Origin of the sequence: Sphaerotilus microaerophilus, from assembly GCF_023734135.1 — a bacterium.
Taxonomy (GTDB): Bacteria; Pseudomonadota; Gammaproteobacteria; order Burkholderiales; family Burkholderiaceae_C; genus Sphaerotilus; species Sphaerotilus microaerophilus.
In genome coordinates this window covers 1,737,398-1,759,372 of the sequence record NZ_AP025730.1, presented here as the reverse complement: position 1 = coordinate 1,759,372, position 21,975 = coordinate 1,737,398, and the positions used below count along the sequence as shown (strand labels likewise).

Below are 21,975 nucleotides of genomic sequence, written 5' to 3'. Positions count from 1 at the left end.
GTCACCGGATCACAGGCGCCAGACATGCACGCCACGCGCTTCCAGCGCGGCGCGATCGGCCTGGCTCTTCACGTCCATGTAGACGCCGCCCGGTGCCAGCTTGGAGAGCAGCACGTCCAGCGGCTTCTCGGCCAGTTCCTGGTGGGCCACGGCAGCCACGATGGCGTTGGCCTTGGGCAGGTGCTCCCAGGACACCAAGTCCACGCCGTACTCGTGGCGGGCCTCGGCCGGCTCGGCCACCGGGTCATGCACGTGCACGGTCACACCAAAGGACTCCAGCTCGCGGATCACGTCGATGACCTTGGAGTTGCGCAGGTCCGGGCAGTTTTCCTTGAAGGTCAGGCCCAGCACGATGACGTGCGCGCCCTTGACCGGCGAGCCCGCCTTGATCAGCTGCTTGACGGTCTGCTGGGCGATGTAGGCGCCCATGCCGTCGTTGATGCGCCGACCCGCCAGGATGACCTGCGGGTGGTAGCCCAGGGTCTCAGCCTTGTGGGTGAGGTAGTACGGGTCCACGCCGATGCAGTGACCGCCGACCAGCCCCGGACGGAAGGGCAGGAAGTTCCACTTGGTGCCTGCAGCCTGCAGCACCTCCAGCGTGTCGATGCCGATGCGGTGGAAGATCAGCGACAACTCGTTGACCAGGGCGATGTTCAGGTCGCGCTGGGTGTTCTCGATCACCTTGGCAGCCTCGGCCACCTTGATCGACGAGGCACGGTACACACCGGCGGTGATGACACTGCCGTAGACGTCGGCCACCTTGTCCAGCGTGGCCGGGGTGTCTCCGGACACCACCTTGACGATGGTGGTCAGGGTGTGCACCTTGTCAGCCGGGTTGATGCGCTCGGGCGAGTAGCCGACGAAAAAGTCGCTCTTCCACTTGAGCCCGGAGTGTTTCTCCAGCAGCGGGATGCAGACCTCCTCGGTCGCCCCCGGGTAGACGGTGCTTTCGTAGACGACGATGGCACCCGGTTTGAGGTTCTTGCCCACCGCCGTGCTGGCACCCACCAGCGGCGAGAAGTCGGGGATGTGCGCCTCGTCCACGGGCGTGGGCACGGCCACGATGACGAAGTCCGCCTCCTTCAGCGCCGCGGCATCGGTGGTTGGATACAGTTGCACTGCGGCCTTCAGCTCCTCGGTGCTGACCTCGCCGGTGGGGTCGACGTGGCGACGGTAGGCTTCGATCTTCTCCTGCGACAGGTCCAGGCCGATGGTGCGGTATTTCTTGCCGAATTCAACGGCGAGGGGCAGGCCCACATAGCCAAGACCCACGACTGCAATGGTCGTCATGCTGACACTACTCCACAGAGCTTGAAAAAGAGGCGTTTTGGTTGCGCCTATTGCGCTTTCGCAGTGCGCGATTAGACCCGATTCAGATCCGCACGCGAACGCACCAACCGGCGGCATGCGTCTGGCTTCACGACTTGAGGCACCAGAAACACTCGACCGAAATGAAAAACGGACCCGAAGGTCCGTTTCGTGGTGTGCAGGCGACGCGGCGCGCCCGGCAGCCAACCAGATCACTGTGCCTTGCGACGGCGCCCCATGAAGCCCAGGGCGCCCAGGCCAGCCAGCATCATCGCGTAGGTCTCGGGTTCGGGAACCGGTGCGGCCGTAACGGTCACGTTGTCCAAGCCGATGTAGTCATTCGAGTTGTAGCCACCCGCAAAAAACAAGCTGGTGGTCGTCGACGTCGCGACGAACGAGAAACCACGGGAGGCCCACCCTTGGTTGGTGTTCGTGAACGACAACCAAGACGGATCGGAGTCGTCGATGATTGACGCTCCACCATGGGCTACCGCGAACAGCTGGGCAGCGTTGCCTGCACCTGTCCACGTGTCAGATCGCCCCAAATCAAACGACACGTTGTACTTCATTCCCGCGACCGTGTCGAAGGTTTGGTAGATCGCGCCGTAGTCATGAATGGCGTAGCCAGTCAGGTCAACGAAGTTGTTCCCCTCGCTGGGGGAAAGATCCGTCCAGCAACCGCTGGGACACTTCAGCCAAGCGACATCCCCGGTTCGGCCGTTCCCTGGCCCATTCCATTCGAGACCGTAGCTGTTCCAGCCCGTCATGGACGTATTCCCGGGGCCAAGCGTCACATCGCCACCCAGCGGGGGTTGCGGCGCACCGTTCTCAAAGCCACCGTTCTGAAATCCTGCCGCGTGGGCGGACAACGATGCTGCCAGGGCCACTGCGCCCAGGGTCAGATTGCGAAGCATGTTCATATCAACTCCTTGCCATCCTGATGTGATCACGATGCGCCGCGAGGCAACGGCTTCATCGACTGTGGAGTCATTGTTTGCCGCCCCCCCTTGCTTCACCATCCCCCATCCCTGGGATCAATGCAAAAGCGCGCAGTCGTTCCAGCGCAGGGCAACTCCCGTCAAGTTCAGCCATTTCCACGCATTCAGGCCACATCCGCGCACTTTCCTCATGTCCGCACGCATCGGTAAGGATGCCGTGCGAGCCGTACCCCCTTGAACAGGTGCCCACCATCGACCCCGGAGCCGCCCTTTCACGTTGGGTTCGGAGGCGACTTCCGCGCGGGAACACAGGATCGTGCTGTCTTTCGCGAGGACCACCTGGATGGGTGTTCATCAGTTCACGGTGCGTGAGGCGGGCCGCCCCGGCGACCAGTTAGCATTTCGCACTTCGCTTGCTGCAGTGCAGTAATACGCTGCCCGATCGACGGGCCCATCGATCCAAGGACCTTGCATGTTGATGTCGGGAGTGCTTGACCTCCTGCTGCCGTTGCCGCTGTACCTGCTCCTGCTGCTGGGTCTGCTTGCCTGGACCGCTTGGCGTGCGGACGTGGGCGCACGCGCCTACCGGCTGCGCTGGGTCTGGAGCGCGGGCGTCCTGTGGGCCTGGCTGCTGTCGGCACCGATCACGTCCAACGAACTCATCCGCCTCATCGAGGGCGACGGACCGCCGTCAGCGACGATGGCGTTACCACATGACGAGCGCAGCCTGATCGTGGTGCTGGCCAGCGGCGACCTGCGCCCCCGGCTCGATGCGCCCGGCTGGGAGCGCCTGGCGGGCGCCGCCCTGCTGTGGCACCAGACCGGTGGCGGCCTGCTCTTCGTCGGCGGGCCGGGCAAGGGCGACCATGATTCGCTGGGCGGCCTGATGGCACAGACCTCCCGCAGCCTGGGCATGCCGGCCGACGCCCTGCGCTTCGTCGGCGGCGGGCGCACCACTTACGAAGACCTGGTGCAGGCCACGCCGCTGGTACGCGCCCACAACGGCCCGGTCTGGCTGGTGACCAGTGCATTGCACATGCCACGTGCCCAGGCCACCGCGCGCCGCCTGGGCTGGAACGCACGGCCTCACCCGGTCGACTACCAGCAACTCGATCTGGCCCTGCTGCCCTCCTGCCTACCCAGCAATGGCGGCCCGGCACGCCTGGCGGAAGCCCTGCATGAAGTGATCGGCCGCGGCGTCTACCGCCTGCGCGGCTGGAGCCATTGAACCCGATGACCGACGACGCCCTGCTGCCCCCCTGCCAGGTTCGCCTGTGCGACCTCCCGCCCCTGGATCAGCTCGAGGTCGAGTGGCGCGAACTCCAGGCCCGCGGCCAGGGATCGTTCTTCACCACCTGGGACTGGATCGGCCCCTGGCTGGCCTGCCTGCCGCCGGACTGCCCGCCCCGGCTCGCACGGGCGCAACGCGACGACGGGCAACTGCTCGGCCTGGCCATCGTCGTCGAGCGCCGGCACCGGCGCTTCGGCTTCCTGCCCGTGCGCGCCTGGCACCTGCACGAAACCGGCCGTGCCGATTGCGATGCGTTGACGATCGAATACAACGGCTGCCTCACGGCCGCGCAAGACGCGGGCGCCATCGAGCAGGCCATGCTGATGGCCCTGATGGAGGGAAGCGGTGCACCCGACGAGCTGCGCGTGTCCGGCGCCAACGCCCTGCCGGCGGCGCTGCCCGCCACGCTGCAGATGCGCTCGATCCCACACCTGAGCTTCTATGTCGATCTGGAGGCCATCCGGGCTTCCGGCAAGGACTACCTGGGATTCCTGAAGCAGCGCCAGCGCTACCTGGTGCGCAAGAGCCTGAAGCGCCTGGGCGAGCCCCAGCCGCTGCGCCTGGTGCCTGCCAGCACGCCGGCGCAGGCGCGCCACTTCCTGGCGGAGATGATGCGCCTGCATACGTCCTACTGGGAGGCCAAGGGTGAGCCGGGCGCCTTCGGCAGCGATTTCCAGCGGCGCTTCCACACCCTGGCAGTGGAACGGGGCGTGCCCAGCGGTGCCGTGGCCCTGCTGGCCGCGATGCGTGGCGAGCAGGTGATCGGCTACTTCTACTACTTCTGCCACGGCGGCTGGGTGCACTACTACCAGTCCGGCATCGACTACGACCAGCTCGACGGCTCCGAGAGCCCCGGCCTGGCCGCCCATGCCCTGGCGATCGAGCACTTCCGTGCCGCCGGCTTCCAGGTCTACGATTTCATGACCGGCGATCTGCAGTACAAGCGCACACTCGCCACCCACGACATGCCATTGCACTGGCTGGTACTGCAGCAATGCAACGCCAAAATGCGCCTGGAAGACTGGCTGCTGCGCCAGGCCAAGGCAGGCCGCGCCCGGTGGCGGCAGTGGCAGGAACAACGGCAGCAAGCTCGGCGCCAACGCCAGGAGGCACCCGCCCAGGAGGCTGACGTGGCCCCGATGCCGCCTGCCCCCCCGGCCAGCAACGCCGCACCTCGAGGCTGAACAGACCCCCCCGCGACCATGTCGAGCCCCTCCTCCCCCAGCGCCACGACCCCAGCCTCGACCACCGCCACGGCATGGCCACCCGCCGCCCCGCCGGTGGCCCCCTTGGCCCCGTATCACGCCCGCGCCCTGCCACACGACGCCGTGAGCGCCGTCGATATCGCCCGCTGGGCGGCCCTGGAGGCACAGGCGCTGGAGCCGAACGCCTACGCATCGCCCCACTTCATCCTGCCGGCGCTGCGCCACCTGGACCCCGGCTCACCCGCGCAGATCGTGTTCATCGAGCAGGAGGGCGCAGCGGGAACTGCGGCGCCGCAGCCGGCCGCAGTCTTCGCGCTCAGGCGCCAGCGTGGCAACAAGGTCCTGCCGCTGCCGCACACCGAGGTGTATCAGTCGATGCACTCCTTCTGCGGCGCGCCGCTGCTGGCCCAGGGTCACGGTGTCCAGGCCTGGCAACGCCTGTTCGCCCACCTGCGCAGCAGCTCACCCTGGTCGTTCGCCCTGGTCATCCGCAACCTCGAACAGGGCGGCGAGGTCCATCGTGCCCTGCAGCGGGCCTGCGATGCGGCGGGCTACCGCCTGCACGACAGCGCCCCGCGCCAGCGCGCCATGCTCCTGCCCGAGGACACCGGACCGGAGGCCCTCAAGCGCAACCTGCGCAAGCAGCATGCCGAGGTGGAGCGCTGCAAGCGCCGCGTCGCCGAGGGCGGCGAACTGGGCTGGCACATCCACCGCGACGCGATCGAACCCCGCGTGGTGGAGGACTTCCTGCGCCTGGAGCACGCCGGCTGGAAGGGCGAGGAAGGCAGTTCGCTGCGCGCCCACCCAGCCGAGGAGGCCTTCTTCCAGGAGATGGTGCGGGGTTTCGCCAGCGAGGGACGGGCACTGTTCACCGAACTGCGCCTGGCCGGGCAGACCATCGCCTCGACCAGCAACCTGGTGTCCGGCTCGACGGGCTTTGCCTTCAAGGTCGGCTGGGATCCGGCCTACCGCAAGAACGGCATCGGCATCCTCAACGAGGCCGAACTGGTCCGCAACGCCCCACAGGTCATCGCCGACCTGCAGGCCTTCGACAGCGGTGCCGAGCCAGCCTCCTTCATCGAGAAACTCTGGCCAGGCCGGCGCTCGCTGATCACCTCGATCGTGCTGTTCAACCGGCCGGCGCACTGGGCGCTGCAGGCCGTGCAATGGGCGCGGGACCGCGCACAGCGGCGCCAAGCCGGCGCGCCCTCGGACGCCCCTGAGGCGCAGGCCAAGGCGGGCTGACGCCACCTCAGCCAATTCGACCCCGGTGGCCCCAACCCGCCGGCAACGCCCCCTGACAACGCCCGCCTGACCCGCGGGCGTTGTCGCTGCTGCGCCCGGAACCGACAGAACCGCTGGCCGGCCCCGTAAGCCCGTGCTACGTCGGTATGGAGTTGTCTGCCACCGTAACGCCACGCGGCCCGGCCACGCCCCCCGGAAGGTTCCGCTGACGCGCGTGCGTTCGTTGCTGCTCGTGTGCTGTTCACGAAGAGCGCGCAAGCAACCGTATCGCCTGCACCTGCGGGTGACAGGCAGCAGGCGGCATGGCAACAGACGTGCCGGGCCGTCACGTCCCCCTGCCGTTACACCCGCGGGCCTGCTTACGCCCACCTTCTGCCCGGGACTAAACTTGGAGGCCTCACGCAGCCCGTGCCGCCGTCCGACCGGCGAGGCACCGGTCGATCAGCCGATCTGGAAGGAACCTCCCATGACCCCGTCCCTCAACGCCACCAGCCGACTCACCCTGTTGTTCACACTGGTCGCCAGCCTGGCCGCCTGTGGCGGCGGCGACGGCAGCAGCGCCAACGACACCAGCCAGGACCTGGGCAACGACACCGAAGCCACCGTCGAAGGCGACACGATGAGCGTCGCCGCCCGGCGCAAGCGTGACCGCAAGCACAAGCCGACCCCCAGTCCGATCCCGGCTCCGACACCCAGCCCCACGCCAGTACCGACTCCCACCCCAACTCCCACACCGACGCCGGTACCGACTCCCACACCAACGCCGGCCCCCACACCTTCGCCGACACCGACACCCACGCCCACCCCCGCGCCCGGCACCATCAACCTCGGCACCGGCTGCAACAGCTTCTACAGCGCCACTGCGGCGCTGAAGGCGGGCCAGACCAACGACACCATCCCAACGCTGGCCAAGCCCGCCAAGGGCGCAGCCTTCTCAGAGCCGGCCTACCAGACCTGCGAGGTGCGGCTGACCGACCACACCGCCGAGGGCCTGGCCACCTTTGCCCGGCAGGACTACTCGCGCCGCCAGTCCTTCAATGCCGACAACACCCGGGTGCTGATCTACTCGATCACCGGCCACTGGCATGTCTACGACGCCAACACCTACCAGTTCGTCAAGACGCTGAGTGGGCCGGCCGCCGACGCCGAGATCCAGTGGCACGCCACCAACCCCGACCTGCTGTACTACGTGCCCACCAACGGCGTGGGCATGCAGGTGCTGGAACTCACGGTGAGCAGCGGCAGCACACGCGTGATCGGCAACCTCGGCGCACGCCTCAAGGCCCGCTGGCCGTCGGCCAACGCCGCCTGGACCAAGTCCGAGGGCTCGCCGTCCGCCGATGGCCGATACTGGTGCCTGATGGTCGACAACAGCAGCTGGGGCAGCGTGGGCGTCGTCACCTGGGACCGCGACACCGACACCATCCTCGGCTACCTCGACACCAACGGCGACCGGCCCGACCACGTCAGCATGAGCCCCAGCGGCAACTACTGCGTCGTCTCCGGCGACAGCGCCCGCGGCACGGTCGCGTACTCCCGCGACTTCAAGAGCCAGCGCAAGCTGCTGGCCAAGTCGGAACACTCGGACATCGCGCTGGACGCCGCCGGCGACGACATCTACGTCTCGGTCGACTACAGCACCAACGAGGGCGACGTGTTCATGGTCAACCTGCGCACGGGTGCCCGCACGGTGCTGTTCCCGTCGTACGTGAACGGCACCGCCACCGCCTTCCACTTCTCGGGCAAGGCCTACAAGAAGCCCGGCTGGGTGGTGATCTCGTCCTACGGCGACTACGGCAGTGCCGGCAAGCAGTGGCTGCACCGCAAGGTGATGGCCGTGCAACTGGCCGCCAACCCGAAGATCTACAACCTGGCGCACCACCGCTCCTACGTGGGCGACTACTGGGCCGAACCGCAGGCCAGCGTCAGCCGCGACTTCAGCCGGGTGATCTTCAACTCCGACTGGGGCAAGTCGGGCACGGACATCGACGCCTACATGATCGCGCTGCCACCGTCCCTCGTGAAGTAAACGCCAACCCCAGGGTCACGGGATCCCCTGGAGCAACAAACCGTGACTACGATGGTGCACGCGAGGCATGAACCGCCCACGCGCGTCGTTTGCGCCGATCCCGCAAGGATCCTGCCCTCACCCTGGGGAGCCCGCCCATGTCAACTCGCCACCTCCGCCGCCATGCTGCAGCCCTCACTACCTCGGCCGGTGTGATGTTCGCGGCCTGCGGTGGGGGTAGCGATGGCGATGCGGTCACGGTCGACCCCGAGCCGACGCTGGCCTGCGGGGCCAGCGAGACCTCCACGGCGACGCTGGCCGACCAGGACAACGCCCTCGTCCCCGCCCTGGCCAAGCCGGCGCGCGGCATCCCGTTCACCGAGCCGACCTATGGCACGTCCATGGTCCGGCTGACCGACCACGCCGCCGACGGGCTGTCGGGCTTCGCCCGGCAGGACTACTCGCGCCGCCAGGCCTTCAACGCCAACAACACACGGGTGCTGATCTACTCGATCAGCGGCCACTGGCACCTCTACGACGCCAACACCCAGCAGTTCGTCAAGACGCTGAGCGGGCCGGCCGCCGACGCCGAGATCCAGTGGCACCCCACCAACCCCGACCTGCTGTACTACATGCCCACCAACGGCCTGGGCATGCAGGTCCAGGAACTCACCGTCAGCACCGGCGCGACGCGGGTGATCGGTGACCTGTCGGCACGTCTCAGGGCGCGCTGGCCGACAGCCAACGCGGCCTGGACCAAGTCGGAGGGCTCACCTTCGGCCGACGGGCGCTACTGGTGCCTGATGGTGGACGACGGCAGCTGGGGCAGCGTGGGCATCGTCACCTGGGACCGAGACACCGACACCGTCCTTGGCTACCTCTCCACCAACGGCGACCGCCCTGACCACGTCAGCATGAGCCCCAGCGGCAGCTACTGCGTCGTCTCCGGCGACAGCGCGCGCGGCACCGTGGCCTACTCGCGCGATTTCAGCACCGTGCGCAAGCTGCTGTCCAAATCGGAGCACTCCGACATCGCGCTGGACGCCAACGGCGATGATGTCTTCGTCTCGATCGACTACCGGTCCAGCGGCGGCTCGCTGTTCATGACCCACATCCCCAGCTGCAAGCGCACCGAGCTGTTCTCGACCTACGTCGACCAGACCGCCACGGCGCTGCACATCTCCGGCAAGGCCTACGCCAAGCCGGGCTGGGTGCTGGTATCGACCTACGCCGATTACTACGCGCCGAATCCGGATCTGGATACAAGGCGCTGGCTGCACCGCAAGGTGATGGCGGTGCAGCTGGCGGCCAATCCGACCATCCGCCACCTGGCGCACCACCGCTCCTACGTCGGCGAAGACACATATTGGGCAGAGCCGCAGGCCTCGGTGAACCGGGACTTCACCCGGGTGGTGTTCAATTCCGACTGGGGCAACGACACCGCCCCGACGGACCCGCTGGACATCGACACCTACATGATCTCGCTGCCCGCCTGGTGAGGCCGGCGGGGCGGGCCTGCCTCACCGGGTCGCGTTCAGCGCGCTGCGTTCAGCAGGTTGGCCGGCAGCGCCACCATGTACATGTCGATGTCGCCCTCGCTCTTCACGTCCCAGTTCGAGTTGAAGACGATGCGCGTGAAGTCGCGGTTGACCGAGGCCTGCGGCTCGCTCCAGTACTTGGCGTGTTCACTGTGATGGTGTGCCAGGTGCAGGTAGCGCGGCTTCGCCTCCAGCGACATCGCGAAGATCTTGCGGTGCAGCCACTGCTGGCCCGCATTGCCGCGCGCCGCGTGGTCCGCATAGGTGGAGATCACCACCCAGCCGGGCTTGTTGTAGGCCTTGCCGGAGATGTGCAGCGCCGTCGCGGTGCCCGACAGGTAGGTACGGAACAGATCGGTGCGCTCGCCGGTGGCCAGGTTGGTCATGAACACAGAGCCGCCGCTGGACTGGTAATCGATCGCCACGTACACGTCCTCGCCGCGCGCGTTGAGCGCCAGGTCCGAGTGCTCCGAAGTGTGGTGCAGCTTGCGTGAACTGGCAAAATCGCGCGAATAGGCCACCGTGCCATGCGAGCCGGTGCTCGACACCACGCAGGACTGCCCGCTCGGGCTCATGCTGACGTGGTCGGGCCGGGCGCCATCGAGGTCACGCATGCCGAGGATGGTGTCGGTGTCACGGTCCCAGGTGAACAGCCCGACGCCCTTCCAGTTCCGATCGTCCACCATGAAGCACCAGTAGCGGCCATCGGCGGAGGGCGAGCCCTCCGACTTGGTCCAGGCCGTGTGGGCCTGCGGCCAGCGCGCTCGCAGCCGATCGGAAAAGGCGGCCACGGTACGCTCCTGGCCCGTGCGGGTATCCAGCTCGAACAGCTTCATGCCCACACCGTTGTTGGGCACGTAGTACAGCAGATCGGGCTTCGTGGCATGCCACTGCGGCTCGGCGTCTCCTGCCAGACCGGGCAGCTGGCGCAGGTAGCGCAGGGTCGTCGCGTCGTAGAGGTGCCAGTGGCCATCGCTGGCGATGGCGATGAGCCGGCTGCTGTCGGCATTGAAGGCCTGCCGGCGCGAGTAGTCGTTGCGCAGGAAGCGGCGTGCACTGGCCGGCCCCTCCACGGTGTGGTCGGTGACACGCAGCACACAGCTGCGGTGCACCGGGTCCTGGAACACGGCGCCCTTGGCCGGCTTCGGCGCAGGAGGAACCGGCGCCAGGTGCTGGCCATCCAGCGCTCGCCAACCCGCCGGGTAGACGGCGCGGCACAGGGCGTCCACGCTGTCGCCGCCCCCCGTCTCCGCACTGACCCGCGGTGATTGCGCCACGGCAGCGGCCGAAGCGATGAGCCCGACCACCGCCATCGCGGCCAGGAAACGGGGATATCGAGCGTTCATCATGATGAAGCCTCTCAGGTTCGTCACGCCCGCACGGGCATCGCATGCACGGCACCGACCGCAGGCTGCTCGGCCTGGGCGGGCTGCGCCTGCTTGCGCCGCAGGGCGAAATAGCGCGCGCCCAGTGCTGCCAGCACCCAGACGTTGCCGGTCACATCGCCATCGAAGAACCGGCTGCCGTACACGTTGCTCAGCAGCACGCCCAGCGCCGCGACCTGCAGCGCCAGTCCCATCGCCCGCGAGGAGTCGCTCTTGTCCACCCGCTCGATGCGCCAGCCCAGCATGAACAGCTTGGCGATGATCACCAGCATGGCCAGGGCCCCGAAGATGCTGGCTTCGGCTGCCATGCGGATGTAGTTGTTGTGGGCATCGAAGCCACGGTAGCGCGGAACGTAGATGCCGATGTTGCGCTTGAAGTGGTTCAGCCCGACCCCGAGCGGGTGCTCGGAAATCATCTCCATCGCCCCGGCCCAGATCAGGAAGCGGCTCTCCGTGCTCTCGTCATACTTCTGCCCCTCGCCATCGTCCAAGGCCGCGCCGGGCTTGGGTGTGGGGGTGGGCCGGCCCGGATCCTCCTGCTGCTGGGTCATCTCGATGCGCTGGATCATCGCGTCGGGCGCCCAGACCCGGTAGCTCATCAGCGCCAGGCACAGCAGCAATGCCAGCCCGAGGTTCTTGCGGAAGGTGAGATACAGCAGGATCGCCCCGAGGATCAGGTAGCCCTGGCGGGAGTAGGTGACGAACAGGCCGAAGATGCCGATGCCCACCGAGAACAGCAGCGCGGCCTTGATCTTCCAGCCGCGCTTGAGCTCCAGCATGAACGCCGCCGCCACGGGCACGAAGATGACGTAAAACGCCGCCGCGCTGTTGGCGCGCAGGAAGCTCTTGCCGAACGGGCCTGCCGCCCGCCGCGTCTCGTTGTAGGCGCCGATGCCATAGTCCAACCCCTGCCGAACGGCCTGCAATTGGGCCAGGAAGGCCGTGATCAGCACCGCGGCCAGCACGACCTTGAGGGTCTTGCTGTCCTGCACCGCCCGGTAGTAGAGATGGTAGAGCAGCAGGTAGAAGACACTGGTCTTGAGCTCGACCAGATCCTCCAGCCAGGTCGAGCCATCGTCCATCAGCCCGATCACATAACCCCAGCCGAGCATGATGAACAGGAAGGTGAAGGCCCCCTTGAGCGGCGCCGGCTCCTCGCTGCGGATGCCCTTGGCGATCACGATCGCCAGGACGCCGAAGAACATCAGGTTGAAGTAGTTCAGCCCCTTGACGGTGAACTCGACGCCGAAGTAGTTTTGATAGACGACGTAGAACGACAGGAATCCCAGCAGGACACGCAGAATCAGCATTTCGAACTCCGCGGCGTCAGCGCACCGCCTCCGGCACGGTCGGCACCGGCCGGCATCGGCCGGCTCAGGCTGCGCCGACCAATGGCGTGCAGGGACCGCTTGAAATCCGCCACACCCGCATCGGGCATGCCGATGCGGCCCAGGGCATGCAAGTCACAGGGCAGCACGTTCAAGGTTGGCACGGTGCTCAGCGCATAACGGAACCCACCGAGACGCGCCTGCTCGACCACGTCCGCGTTCATGCGCCCCCCTGGGTAGACGAAGCCGGGCACCGGACGGTCCAGCAGGGCCTCCAGCACGCGGCGCGACTGCGCCATCTCTGCGGCCACCCCATCGGCGGACAGCAGGTTCAGGTTGGGATGCCGCACCGTGTGAGCACCGATCTCCACACCCCGGTCTGCCAGCTCACGCACCTGCGCACTGCTCATGCGCGGGGCCTGCGGCCCATCCGCAGGCCGGGCGTTGGGGATCAGCTGCCGCTCCAGGGCGTCGACCACCTGCAGGGACACCTCGATCGGCGTGCGCCACAGCGCCTCCAGCAGGGTCGTCAACGTCATCCAACGGGTCATGCCCTGCAGGGGCAGATTCGTCAGACCAAGATCGTGCGGCAGCCGGTCGGCATCAAGGCGGGCCGCGCGCGTGAGCGCGATGCAGCGGATCGCGCGGTCCCACCAGAAGCTGCGGCCCGCATCCAAGTCGCCCGTGGTCACATACAGGCTCCAGGGCAAGCCCAGACGCTCCAGCACCGGCTGTGCGACATTCAAGTTGTCCAGGTAGCCGTCGTCAAACGTGATGGACAGCGTGGCTGGCGGCAGGGGCTCGCCCCGCCCGATGCGCTGCACCGCCTCATCGACCGACAGGACGTGAAAGTGCTGCTTGAAATAGTCCAGCTGTTGCTCGAAGTGCGGCAACCGCACGCACATGCCCAGGCCGAACGGGTCATCGGCTGCGTCCTCGATCACCCGGTGGTACATCAGGATGGTCCAGACCGAACCATCGGCACGGACACGCTCGATCGAGCGGTCAAACACGCCCAGCGCGTCCAGCATCGGCGAGCCGACGCCCTTGATGGCGTCCTTGATCCGTTGCGAGGATGGGCGGTTGTACATCATCGGGCTCCTGATCGGGGGGGTCAGGCCGTGCGCGCTGCCGGCTCGGCCTGATCGAGGAAGCGGCGAGCCCACATCTCGAAGGTCATCAACAGCCACAGCATCTCGCTGCGGTCATGGGTGCCGGCCAGGTGCTGCTGCATCAGCGTCATCGCGGCCTCGGGGCGGAACCAGCCACGCTCACGGAAACGCTGATCCCGCAGCAGGTCCATCATCATCTCTCGCAGATCCTCGCGGAACCACTTGGCCACGGGGATGGCAAAACCCTGCTTGGGCTTGTCCAGCACCTCGGCCGGCAGCAGGCGGCGGGCGATGCGCTTGAGCAGGTACTTGCCCACGCCGTCGCGCGACTTGAGGTCGTAGGGCAGGCGCGCGGCAAAGTCGATCAGCTGGTGGTCCAGCAGCGGCGCACGCGCCTCGATCGAGCAGGCCATGGTCATGCGGTCGACCTTGACCATGATGTCGTCGCTCAGGTAAGTCAGCATGTCGCCGGCCAGGATGCGCTCGGACTCCAGGGCGATATCGCTGCGGCCGTACTGCGCGCGCTGGCGGGCGTAGGGGTCCTTGTCGGCGATCGCGTCGGACAGCAGCATCGCCAGGTCATCGCGGGTGCACAGGCCCACGCCGGAGAGGTAGCGGTCCGGGTAGGGCGCCGCCAGGCGGTCGGCCGCACGCGCCATGCGCACGCCCTTGGCCCCACCGGCCAGAGCACCGGCCACGCGCATCGCCGGCCCGGCCAGGCCGAGCGTCTTGCGCGACATGGCCTGCAGCATGTCGTAGCGCTTGTAGCGCTCGTAGCCGGCGAAGACCTCGTCGCCGCCGTCGCCCGACAGCACCATCTTGACGTGCCGCGCCGCCAGCTGGGAGACCAGGTAGGTCGGGATTGACGACGAATCACCGAAGGGCTCGTCGAAGAACCAGACCAGCTTGTCCATCATCGAGACGGCGTCGGCCTCGACCACCAGCTCGTGGTGCTCGGCGCCGATGTGCTGCGCCACTGCGCGCGCATCGGGCATCTCGTTGAATGCCTGCTCCTTGAAGCCGATCGTGAAGGTCTTGACCGGTGCCTGGAGGTTGCGCGCCATCAGCGCGGCCACCACGCTGGAGTCGGTGCCGCCGCTGAGGAAGGCGCCGAACGGCACGTCGCTGACCAGGCGGCACTTGACGGCATCGTCGAGCTGCTCGAACAGGCGCTCCTCCAGCACCTCGGCGGAGTCGGTCCACTTGGGCTGGAACTGGACCTGCCAGTAGCACTTGATCTCTTCCTGCCCGTTGCGAACCACCATGTAGTGCGCCGGCGGCAGCTTGGCGACGTTCTGGTAGATCGAGTGCGGCGCGGCCACGTAGCCCATGCCGAAGTAGTCGCGCACCGATTCGGCCGACACCTTGTTCTCGAAGCCGGGCACCGGGAACAGGCACTTCAGCTCGGAGGCAAAGGCCAGCCAGCCCTCGCGCGTGCGGGTGTAGTACAGCGGCTTCTTGCCGATGCGGTCACGCCCCAGCACCAGCTGCTGGCGAGGGATGTCCAGGATCGCGATGCCGAACATGCCGCGCAGCCGGGCAAAGCAGCCCTCGCCCCACTGCTCGTAGGCGTGCACGATGCACTCGGTGTCCGAGTGGGTGTAGAAGCGGTGGCCGGCCGCCTCCAGCTCCCGGCGCAGCTCGCGGTAGTTGTAGATCTCGCCGTTGAAGACGATCCAGATCGACTCGTCCTCGTTGTGGATGGGCTGGTGCCCGCCGCCAAGGTCGATGATGCTCAACCGCCGCATGCCAATCTGGCCCAGCGGGTGGTGGAACACCCCCTGGTCATCCGGGCCGCGGTGGATCATCTGGCGACACATGCGGTCGACGATGGACGGATCGGACTCACGGGGTCCGGTGAGGCTGAACAGCCCTGCGATGCCGCACATGGATGGTTTCTCTCGTCGTCGGTTTTGTCGTGGACGGCTTCAGCGCGACGGCTCGCCCGCCGTGCCGGCCGCGCCGGACCGACGCTGCGCGGCCACGGTGTTGCCCGTCCCCGTTTCGTAGAACTCGCACAGCCGGTCCATCACCGCCGGTAGCGACGCCTGGGCGGCCACACGCTGCCGGGCATTGCGCCCCACCTGGCGCAGCGCTTCGGCGGACAACTGGGCCGCGTCGCGCAGCGCCTCGGTGAGCCCCTGCTCGTCACCGGGCTCGAACAGCCAGCCCGTCTGGCCCGGGCTGATGAAATCCTCGTTGCCACTCACCCGCGAGCCCAGCACTGGCAGGCCGCTGGCCATGTACTCCAGCAGGCTGTTGGACAGCCCCTCGGCACGCGAGGTCAGGATGCCCACGTGGGCCAGCGGCAGCACATGCTCCATGTGCTCGACCGGCCCCAGCACGCGCACGGAGTTCCCGACGCCCAGCGACTCGGCCAGCGCCGTCAGCTCGGGCCCGAGCTTGCCCCGCCCGGCCAGCAGCAGCATCACGTCGTCGCGCCCCCGCAGGCTGGCCGCCCAGCCGCGCACCAGCAGGTCCACGTCCTTCTCGGCAATCAGCCGCCCGGCAAAGAGCGCGACGAAGGAGCGCTTTTCCACACCGGCCAGCTTCTGCGCCAGCGCCTCTGGCACCGGCACGTCGGAGCGGCCACCGCCCTCGAAGCGGCGCAGGTCCACCGCGTTGGGCAGGTACATCACCTGCCTGGGATCGAACCCCACCGCCAGCAGCTGCAGCACGATGCGCTGGCTGATCGCCTGGATGCGGGTGGCGCGCTTCATGGCCCAGCGCCTCATCCGGGTACCGAAGCCGGCCTGCGGATCGAGGATGCCGCCGACCATTTCCGTCATGCCAGTCAGCTTGACCAGCACCGGGATGCCGAGCAGCCGCCCCATCACGCAGCACACCGCCGACATGTTGGTGGCGATGTGCGAGTGGATCGCATCGATCTCGCCGCGCATGCGCCAGATGTGCCAGGCCAGCTTGGACTGCAGCACCACCGCGCCCCACAGGCGCACGAAGGGGTAGCTCAGGCGATGCACCGCGATGCCGTCCACCTCGGTCTGGGCGGTCAACGGGTATTTGCGGAAGTACGGGGCGCACACGCGCACCCGCACCCCTCGGGCCGAGAGGTTGGTCGCCAGCGTACGCAGCTGCGACTCCGCCCCGCCGCCACCGATGGCGGGGAACATCCCCTCGATGACCATCATCACCGATGGTGCGCGGTCTTCTGGCTTGCCGTTCATCGTTCAGTCCACCAAGGCACGGTGCCAGAGTTCCAGCATCAGCAGCATGTACAACTCGGAAGCATGGTCCCAGGCGCCCCGCTCGTGGCGGCGCCACAGGTGCTGGATGTGCTCGCGGTTGAAGTAGCCCCGCGCCGCCGCGCGGTCGGACAGCAGCACGTCGGCCACCAGGTCATGCATCGGCCCCTTGCGGCGCAGCCACACGCTCACCGGCAGGCCGAAGCCCTGCTTCTTCTTCTTGATGATCTCCTCAGGCAGCAACCGCACCGCCGCCTTCTTGAACAGGTAGCGCTTGGCAGTGCCGTTGACCTTGTCGCTGCCAGGCAGGTGGCCGGTGAAGTCGACCAGGTCCTGGTCCAGATAGGGAAACACCGGCGCGACACCGGCGCGCTTGGCCGCGCGCACCACCTTGGTGACGTCGTTGTCGGCGATCGTCATCTTCAGGTCCAGGTACATCAAGCGGTGGATGGTGCAGTCGGCCTGCGCCTGGGCGTAGATGTCGCGTTGCACCTGCAGCGACTCGTTGATGCCCACCGCCTGGCGGAAGTCCGGGCTGAGCAGCTCCTCGTAGCAGTCGGAGGCGAAGGAGTCGTCGCTGTAGAAGCGGTCCGGGTTGGGCAGCGAGCCGCGGTAGACGAAGTTCTTCACCCGGTTGGCCAGGCGGGCATCGCTGCCCTTGAGCAGGCCGGCCAGGCCATGTCCCAGCCCACGCACGACGGCCGGGGCGGTGTGGAACATCTCGAAGATCCGGTCCTTGAGGTAGCGCTCGTTGCCACCATAGATCTCGTCGCCACCGTCGCCGGCCACCAGCAGGCCGCGGCCATCGGCGGCGGCCAGGTCGGCGCAGTAGTAGGTCGGGATCGCCGAGGAATTGCCGAAGGGCTCGTCGAAGGCCTGCACCAGCTCGCCGATGGCCGCGACCGCCTCGTCCTCGCCGACGCGGCGCTCGTGCGGATCCAGCCCGAAGTAGCGCGACGCGATCTGCGAGTAGCCCAGCTCGTCGTAGCCCTCCTCGGCAAAACCGATCGAGTAGCTGGCGACCTTCTCGCCCGCCACCTGGCGCCCGAGGATGCCGGAGATGCTGGAGCTGTCGGTGCCGCCACTGAGGAAGGTGCCCCAGGCGCCCGTGCCGCCCTGCGGGCGGTAGCGCTGCACGGTCTGCACGATGGTGTCGTGCAGCTGGTTGACGCGATCGTCCTCGGCTGCGCGGTTGTCGGCCGGATAGACCGCATCCCAGTAGCGGCGGATCGACTCGCGCGCCGGCCCGGCATCGAGCAGGCTGCCGGCGGGCAGCTTGTTCACCCCGTGGATCGCGCTGTGCGGCGCCGGGATGTAGGAGAAGTTCAGGTAGTGGTAGACCGACGAGAGGTTGACCCGCGGCTCCATCACGCCCGCGGCCAGCGCCAGACGCAGGTCGCTGGCGATCACCACCGTGCCGCCCACGCGCAGGTGGTAGACCGGGTGGGTGCGGAAGGCATCGGTGTAGGTCACCAGGCGCTGCGCCGGGCCGTCCCAGAGGAGGAAGACGTAGCGCCCGCGCAGGGCCTGCTCGCCGCTGTGGCGCCCGGCGACCCAGCCCGCCAGCACCTCTTCGGGACGCTGCGTGCAGCCCGGTGTCGACGGCGTGATCAGCAGGCCCAGACCGCCGACCCCCCCCTCGTCGCGCAGCGTGAAGGCGCCCCGCGTCCACAGCCGCAGGCCGGGTGCCAGGTCGCGGCGCTGCACCTGGGCGGGCGCGCCGCGCCATTGGGGCCAGCGCGCCACATCGTCCAGCCGGGGCGCCTCGGGCGTGCCGGTGGTGGACATCATCAACACAAAATCGCCGAGGGGAGCTGACATCGGTCGTCTTTCCAGGTTCTCAATGGGAGCCGGTACTGCGGCGATCACGCACCGCTGCACCGTAGAGTTCTTCGTAGGCCTGCACCATGGCCGGGATGCCGAAGCGGGCCACGGCCCGCTCGCGGGCCTGTTCGCCCAGCCGGTGGCGGGCGCTTTCGTCGGTCACCAGGCGATGCAGCGCATCGGCCAGGGCGTGGGCATCATCGGATTCGAACAGCCAGCCGCTGACGCCGTCGTCGATCAGCTCCGGCGTGCCGCCCACGCGCGAGGCCACCACGGCGCGGCCGCTCATCATGCCTTCGAGGACGACGTTGGACAGCCCCTCGCGCAGCGAAGGCAGCACCACCACATCGGCTGCAGCCATCAGGCCGGGCACGTCGTCGCGCTGGCCGAGCAGCTGCACATGGGCCTCCAGGTCGAGCTGCTGCACCACCTGCTCGATCGCTGCACGCTCAGGGCCGTCGCCGGCCAGCAGCACGCGCGCCTCGACGCCACGGTCCAGCAACTGCCGCAGCGCCCGCAGGAGCACGGGCACATTCTTCAGTGCCACCAGGCGACCGACGAAGAGCACGGCCACCTGCTCGGGCGCCAGGCCCAGGGCAGCGCGCATGGCCGGGCGGGCATGCGCCAGCATGGCCGTTTCAGGCACCTCGGCGCCGTTGTAGATCACGTCGATGGCGTGGTCGGGCAGGCCCATCTGCCGGCAGGCGTAGAGCGCCGCCTCTCGGGAGTTGGACACCACATGCGCGCTGCGGCCGGCCACCCAGCGCTTGAGGCGCCACTGCCAGGGCCGGTACCACTCGTACAGGCCACGCACCGAGCTGACCAGCACCGGCGCACGCGCCCCGCCCGGCTGCTGCAGGTGGGCCACCGCACTCCAGAGCTCGCCGGAAAAGGCGAACCCGTGGATGACGTCCGGCTTCAGGCGCCGGACCTCGGCCCCCAGGCGCAGCACGAAGCCGGGGTCGATCCGGCCACGCTTGGGCACTTGCACGCAGGCCACGCCCTCACGCTCCAGCTCGTCGACCAGGAAGGAGCGTTCACGGAAGAACAGCACCGTCACCTGGTGGCCACGCCGATGCAGGCCACGCGCCAGATGGACGATCTGCCGCTGCGTGCCGCCGACTTCCATCTCGTCGGTGACGATCAGCACGCGCAGCGGCGACCGGATGGCCGCCGCACCGGCCAGGACAGGTTCAGGCAAGTGCGTCATGGAGCTTGCCCGCCTCTATGTCGATGTCGAACTGCGCCTCGACCAGCGCGCGCGCGCGCTGCGCCAGCCGCTGCCGCAGCTCGGAGTCGGCCAGCAGCTGCTCGATGCGCTGCGCCAGCGTGGCCGCGTCGCGCTCGGGTGCCGTCAAGCCGGTGTCGCCGTCGATGACCAGCTCCGGGATGCCCGACACCTGGGTGGACACCACCGGCAGGCCAACGGACATGGCCTCCATCAGCGCCACCGGGATGCCGTCGCGGTCGCCCGTGGGCGTGACCACCGAGGGCAGCACGAACATCGTGGCGCGGTTGAGCAGCGCGCGCACCTCTTCCTGCTGGCGCGCACCGAGCAGGACCACCTGCTCCTTCAGGCCCAAGCGATCGATCGCCGCCTCCAGCTGGCCACGCAACGGGCCCTCGCCGATCACCTCGCAGCGAAAGTCCACGCCGCGCTGCTTCAGCAGGCCGCAGGCCTCGACCAGGTAGATGAAGCCCTTGATTTCGTCGAGCCGGCCGACCGCCATCACCAGGCGCGGTTCGCGGCCCTCGGGCTTGAAGACAAAGGACTGCGGCGCCACGCCACAGTGCACGATCTTCATCTGCAGCGCGGCCTGGTGGCCCCGCTCGCGCGCCAGGAAGCGGCGGTTGAAGTCCGAGATCGTCACCGCGAAGCGCGAGCGCGCCAGCTTGGGGCCGATCAGCTGGTCTTCCAGGAAGATGTCGTGCGCGTGCGAGGTGAAGGAGAACGGCAGGCCCAGGCGCTGCGACATCCACATCGCGGAGGTGGACGGGTACGTCGCCCAGTGCGCGTGCAGGTGCTGTGGCGCAAAGGCACGCACCTCGTCGGCCAGGCCCAGGGTGCGCCACCAGACGATCAGGGACTTGGCGAAGGACTCGGGCCGTCCGCCCAGGTGGCGCGCCAACTCGATCAGCGTGCCCAGCTCGCGCAGCGGATGCGCCAGGCAGGCCTTCAGCACGCGCCAGGCGTTCAGGCCGCCGGACACCGGGTAGATCACCCGGTCCAGCAGGCCCTTGGCGTCGGACTGCACCAGGGTCTCGCTGGGCGGCTTGAGCGAGACGATGCGCACCTCCACGCCACGGCGCATCAGCGCCAGGATCTCGCGGACGATGAAGGTCTCGGACCAGCAGGGAAACAGCGAAACGAAATAGACCACGCGCATCGTCGACCTCTGCCTCTCTCTCAGGACGTCGAACCCGGACCGGCCGAGATCGTATTGACCTTCCACAGGTGCGCCTGCCGGTTGACGAGAAACTCACGCAGCGCCAGCACCGCAAACCAGTTCAGCACCAGGAAGGCGTGGGCGATGCGCACCAGCTTGACCCGGTCGGCCAGCCCCGGCACCGCGCCGAGCAGGCCCAGCACGTACAGGCCGAAGTGCAGCACCCAGATCCCCTGGAAGAACAGGCTGCCCGAGGCTACCAGTGCCGCATTGGCCAGCAGGCAGGCCAGCATCGCCCAGGGCGCGGCCAGCCGCAACAGCTTGTGCGACATCAGCGCGCCAAACAGCGGGTTGCGCCAGGGCAGCATCAGCGCCGGGAAGAGCTGCAGCAGCTGGAAGTTGCCCGCCAGCGTGCGCACCTTGCGCGAGCGCTCCTGCGACACGTCCTGCGCCGGGCGGTCGAAGGCGATCGCACCGGGCTCGAAGCCCACGCGCCGGCCCTGCATCACCACCTGCATCGGGATGGCCACGTCATCCAGGATCGTGTGCGACGGGATCGGGCGGAAGCACTCGCGGCGCAGCGCGTAGAGCGCGCCCGTGACGCCCACCACCGAACCCACCAGCGCCTCGTGGCGGCGGATGAACTTCTCGTAGCGCCAGTAGGCGTCCACGCCCTCGCCGAAGGCACTGGCCTCGTCCTTGACGAACACCAGCTCGCCGGACACGGCGCCGTAGGCCGGATCGCTCAGCACCGCCACCAGGCGCGACACCGCATCGGCGGACAGGCGCTGGCGCGCGTCGGTGAAGACGATCACCTCGTCGTCGCAGGCGGCCACGCCGTCGTTCAGGCAGGCGGCCTTGCCGCGCCGCTGCGCACAGGGCAGCCAGCTGACGCGGCGGTCGGCATAGCCGGCCACCACGTCGGCGGTGCGGTCGGTCGAGCCGTCGGACACCACCAGCACACGCAGGCGGTCGGCCGGGTAGTCCTGCGCCAGGCAGGAGTCGATCTTGGCGGCGATGCGCGCCGCCTCGTTGTGCACCACCACCAGGATGGCCACGCGCGGCCGGTAGCCCTCGCGGCGCTGCGGCGGTCGCGGCGCCAGGCGGGCACGCAGGGCCAGCCAGAGCGGATAGCCGGCGTAGGTGTACACCAGCACCACCAGCGCGGACCAGAACAGGATGTGGGCCCAGCTCATGGCAACG

Annotated in this window: 16 protein-coding genes; 5 read left to right on the top strand and 11 right to left on the bottom strand. The window is 68.1% G+C overall.

Features of this window, described 5'->3' with window-relative positions:
• Nucleotides 1–9: 9 nt before the first annotated feature.
• Nucleotides 10–1,290 (bottom strand): nucleotide sugar dehydrogenase, encoded by a 1,281-nt coding sequence (locus tag NGK70_RS07765; RefSeq protein WP_251972685.1) that lies wholly within the window; start codon nucleotides 1,288–1,290, stop codon nucleotides 10–12.
• A 230-nt stretch (nucleotides 1,291–1,520) separates the two neighbouring features.
• Nucleotides 1,521–2,228, bottom strand: a complete 708-nt coding sequence (locus NGK70_RS07760; RefSeq protein ID WP_251972684.1) for a DUF642 domain-containing protein — start codon at nucleotides 2,226–2,228, stop codon at nucleotides 1,521–1,523.
• Nucleotides 2,229–2,733: 505 nt separating this feature from the next.
• Between NGK70_RS07760 and NGK70_RS07755 the strand changes: the two genes are divergently transcribed.
• From NGK70_RS07755 to NGK70_RS07735, 5 genes are all read left to right on the top strand, one after another.
• A complete protein-coding gene (locus NGK70_RS07755; RefSeq protein ID WP_251972683.1) occupies nucleotides 2,734–3,474 on the top strand; it encodes a YdcF family protein in 741 nt (246 codons plus the stop codon).
• 5 nt (nucleotides 3,475–3,479) lie between these two features.
• Nucleotides 3,480–4,721, top strand: a complete 1,242-nt coding sequence (locus tag NGK70_RS07750) for a GNAT family N-acetyltransferase (protein WP_251972682.1) — start codon at nucleotides 3,480–3,482, stop codon at nucleotides 4,719–4,721.
• Between the two features lie 144 nt (nucleotides 4,722–4,865).
• Nucleotides 4,866–5,987, top strand: coding sequence for a GNAT family N-acetyltransferase (locus tag NGK70_RS07745; protein WP_251972681.1), 1,122 nt, complete (start codon nucleotides 4,866–4,868; stop codon nucleotides 5,985–5,987).
• Between the two features lie 466 nt (nucleotides 5,988–6,453).
• Nucleotides 6,454–8,016, top strand: a complete 1,563-nt coding sequence (locus NGK70_RS07740; RefSeq protein ID WP_251972680.1) for a hypothetical protein — start codon at nucleotides 6,454–6,456, stop codon at nucleotides 8,014–8,016.
• A gap of 137 nt (nucleotides 8,017–8,153) precedes the next feature.
• Entirely contained in the window at nucleotides 8,154–9,494 is a 1,341-nt protein-coding gene (locus NGK70_RS07735) for a hypothetical protein (RefSeq protein ID WP_251972679.1), read from the top strand.
• 35 nt (nucleotides 9,495–9,529) lie between these two features.
• On the opposite strand, the gene NGK70_RS07730 is transcribed toward NGK70_RS07735, so the two are convergent.
• The 9 genes from NGK70_RS07730 to NGK70_RS07690 are packed head-to-tail and all read right to left on the bottom strand — an operon-like array spanning nucleotide 9,530 to nucleotide 21,968.
• On the bottom strand, nucleotides 9,530–10,882 hold the full coding sequence (locus NGK70_RS07730) for a hypothetical protein (RefSeq protein ID WP_251972678.1): 1,353 nt from the start codon (nucleotides 10,880–10,882) through the stop codon (nucleotides 9,530–9,532).
• A 20-nt stretch (nucleotides 10,883–10,902) separates the two neighbouring features.
• Nucleotides 10,903–12,228 carry an O-antigen ligase family protein gene (locus NGK70_RS07725; RefSeq protein WP_251972677.1) on the bottom strand — a complete coding sequence of 442 codons (1,326 nt, stop codon included), beginning with the start codon at nucleotides 12,226–12,228 and terminating at the stop codon, nucleotides 10,903–10,905.
• Nucleotides 12,222–13,337 carry a polysaccharide deacetylase family protein gene (locus NGK70_RS07720; protein WP_251972676.1) on the bottom strand — a complete coding sequence of 372 codons (1,116 nt, stop codon included), beginning with the start codon at nucleotides 13,335–13,337 and terminating at the stop codon, nucleotides 12,222–12,224. Before NGK70_RS07720 ends, NGK70_RS07725 begins: the two co-directional genes overlap by 7 nt.
• Before the next feature lie 23 nt (nucleotides 13,338–13,360).
• Nucleotides 13,361–15,247, bottom strand: a complete 1,887-nt coding sequence (gene asnB, locus NGK70_RS07715) for an asparagine synthase (glutamine-hydrolyzing) (RefSeq protein ID WP_251972675.1) — start codon at nucleotides 15,245–15,247, stop codon at nucleotides 13,361–13,363.
• Nucleotides 15,248–15,286: 39 nt separating this feature from the next.
• Nucleotides 15,287–16,543 (bottom strand): glycosyltransferase, encoded by a 1,257-nt coding sequence (locus NGK70_RS07710; RefSeq protein ID WP_251972674.1) that lies wholly within the window; start codon nucleotides 16,541–16,543, stop codon nucleotides 15,287–15,289.
• A 3-nt stretch (nucleotides 16,544–16,546) separates the two neighbouring features.
• On the bottom strand, nucleotides 16,547–18,382 hold the full coding sequence (locus NGK70_RS07705; RefSeq protein WP_251972673.1) for an asparagine synthetase B family protein: 1,836 nt from the start codon (nucleotides 18,380–18,382) through the stop codon (nucleotides 16,547–16,549).
• Nucleotides 18,383–18,401: 19 nt separating this feature from the next.
• The gene (locus tag NGK70_RS07700; RefSeq protein WP_251972672.1) at nucleotides 18,402–19,595 is read right to left on the bottom strand and encodes a glycosyltransferase; all 1,194 of its coding nucleotides are present in this window, start codon (nucleotides 19,593–19,595) and stop codon (nucleotides 18,402–18,404) included.
• A complete protein-coding gene (locus NGK70_RS07695; RefSeq protein WP_251972671.1) occupies nucleotides 19,579–20,772 on the bottom strand; it encodes a glycosyltransferase in 1,194 nt (397 codons plus the stop codon). Before NGK70_RS07695 ends, NGK70_RS07700 begins: the two co-directional genes overlap by 17 nt.
• 20 nt (nucleotides 20,773–20,792) lie before the next feature.
• A complete protein-coding gene (locus tag NGK70_RS07690) occupies nucleotides 20,793–21,968 on the bottom strand; it encodes a glycosyltransferase family 2 protein (RefSeq protein ID WP_251972670.1) in 1,176 nt (391 codons plus the stop codon).
• Nucleotides 21,969–21,975 lie beyond the last annotated feature (7 nt).

What these genes read in the sequence shown, in the direction of transcription:
- NGK70_RS07700 (WP_251972672.1), bottom strand. Translation starts at nt 19,595, where the DNA reads ATGACGCACTTGCCTGAACCTGTCCTGGCCGGTGCGGCGGCCATCCGG.
- NGK70_RS07750 (WP_251972682.1), top strand. Translation starts at nt 3,480, where the DNA reads ATGACCGACGACGCCCTGCTGCCCCCCTGCCAGGTTCGCCTGTGCGAC.
- NGK70_RS07765 (WP_251972685.1), bottom strand. Translation starts at nt 1,290, where the DNA reads ATGACGACCATTGCAGTCGTGGGTCTTGGCTATGTGGGCCTGCCCCTC.
- NGK70_RS07690 (WP_251972670.1), bottom strand. Translation starts at nt 21,968, where the DNA reads ATGAGCTGGGCCCACATCCTGTTCTGGTCCGCGCTGGTGGTGCTGGTG.
- asnB (WP_251972675.1), bottom strand. Translation starts at nt 15,247, where the DNA reads ATGTGCGGCATCGCAGGGCTGTTCAGCCTCACCGGACCCCGTGAGTCC.
- NGK70_RS07710 (WP_251972674.1), bottom strand. Translation starts at nt 16,543, where the DNA reads ATGAACGGCAAGCCAGAAGACCGCGCACCATCGGTGATGATGGTCATC.
- NGK70_RS07725 (WP_251972677.1), bottom strand. Translation starts at nt 12,228, where the DNA reads ATGCTGATTCTGCGTGTCCTGCTGGGATTCCTGTCGTTCTACGTCGTC.
- NGK70_RS07730 (WP_251972678.1), bottom strand. Translation starts at nt 10,882, where the DNA reads ATGATGAACGCTCGATATCCCCGTTTCCTGGCCGCGATGGCGGTGGTC.
- NGK70_RS07735 (WP_251972679.1), top strand. Translation starts at nt 8,154, where the DNA reads ATGTCAACTCGCCACCTCCGCCGCCATGCTGCAGCCCTCACTACCTCG.
- NGK70_RS07695 (WP_251972671.1), bottom strand. Translation starts at nt 20,772, where the DNA reads ATGCGCGTGGTCTATTTCGTTTCGCTGTTTCCCTGCTGGTCCGAGACC.
- NGK70_RS07705 (WP_251972673.1), bottom strand. Translation starts at nt 18,382, where the DNA reads ATGTCAGCTCCCCTCGGCGATTTTGTGTTGATGATGTCCACCACCGGC.
- NGK70_RS07760 (WP_251972684.1), bottom strand. Translation starts at nt 2,228, where the DNA reads ATGAACATGCTTCGCAATCTGACCCTGGGCGCAGTGGCCCTGGCAGCA.
- NGK70_RS07720 (WP_251972676.1), bottom strand. Translation starts at nt 13,337, where the DNA reads ATGTACAACCGCCCATCCTCGCAACGGATCAAGGACGCCATCAAGGGC.
- NGK70_RS07740 (WP_251972680.1), top strand. Translation starts at nt 6,454, where the DNA reads ATGACCCCGTCCCTCAACGCCACCAGCCGACTCACCCTGTTGTTCACA.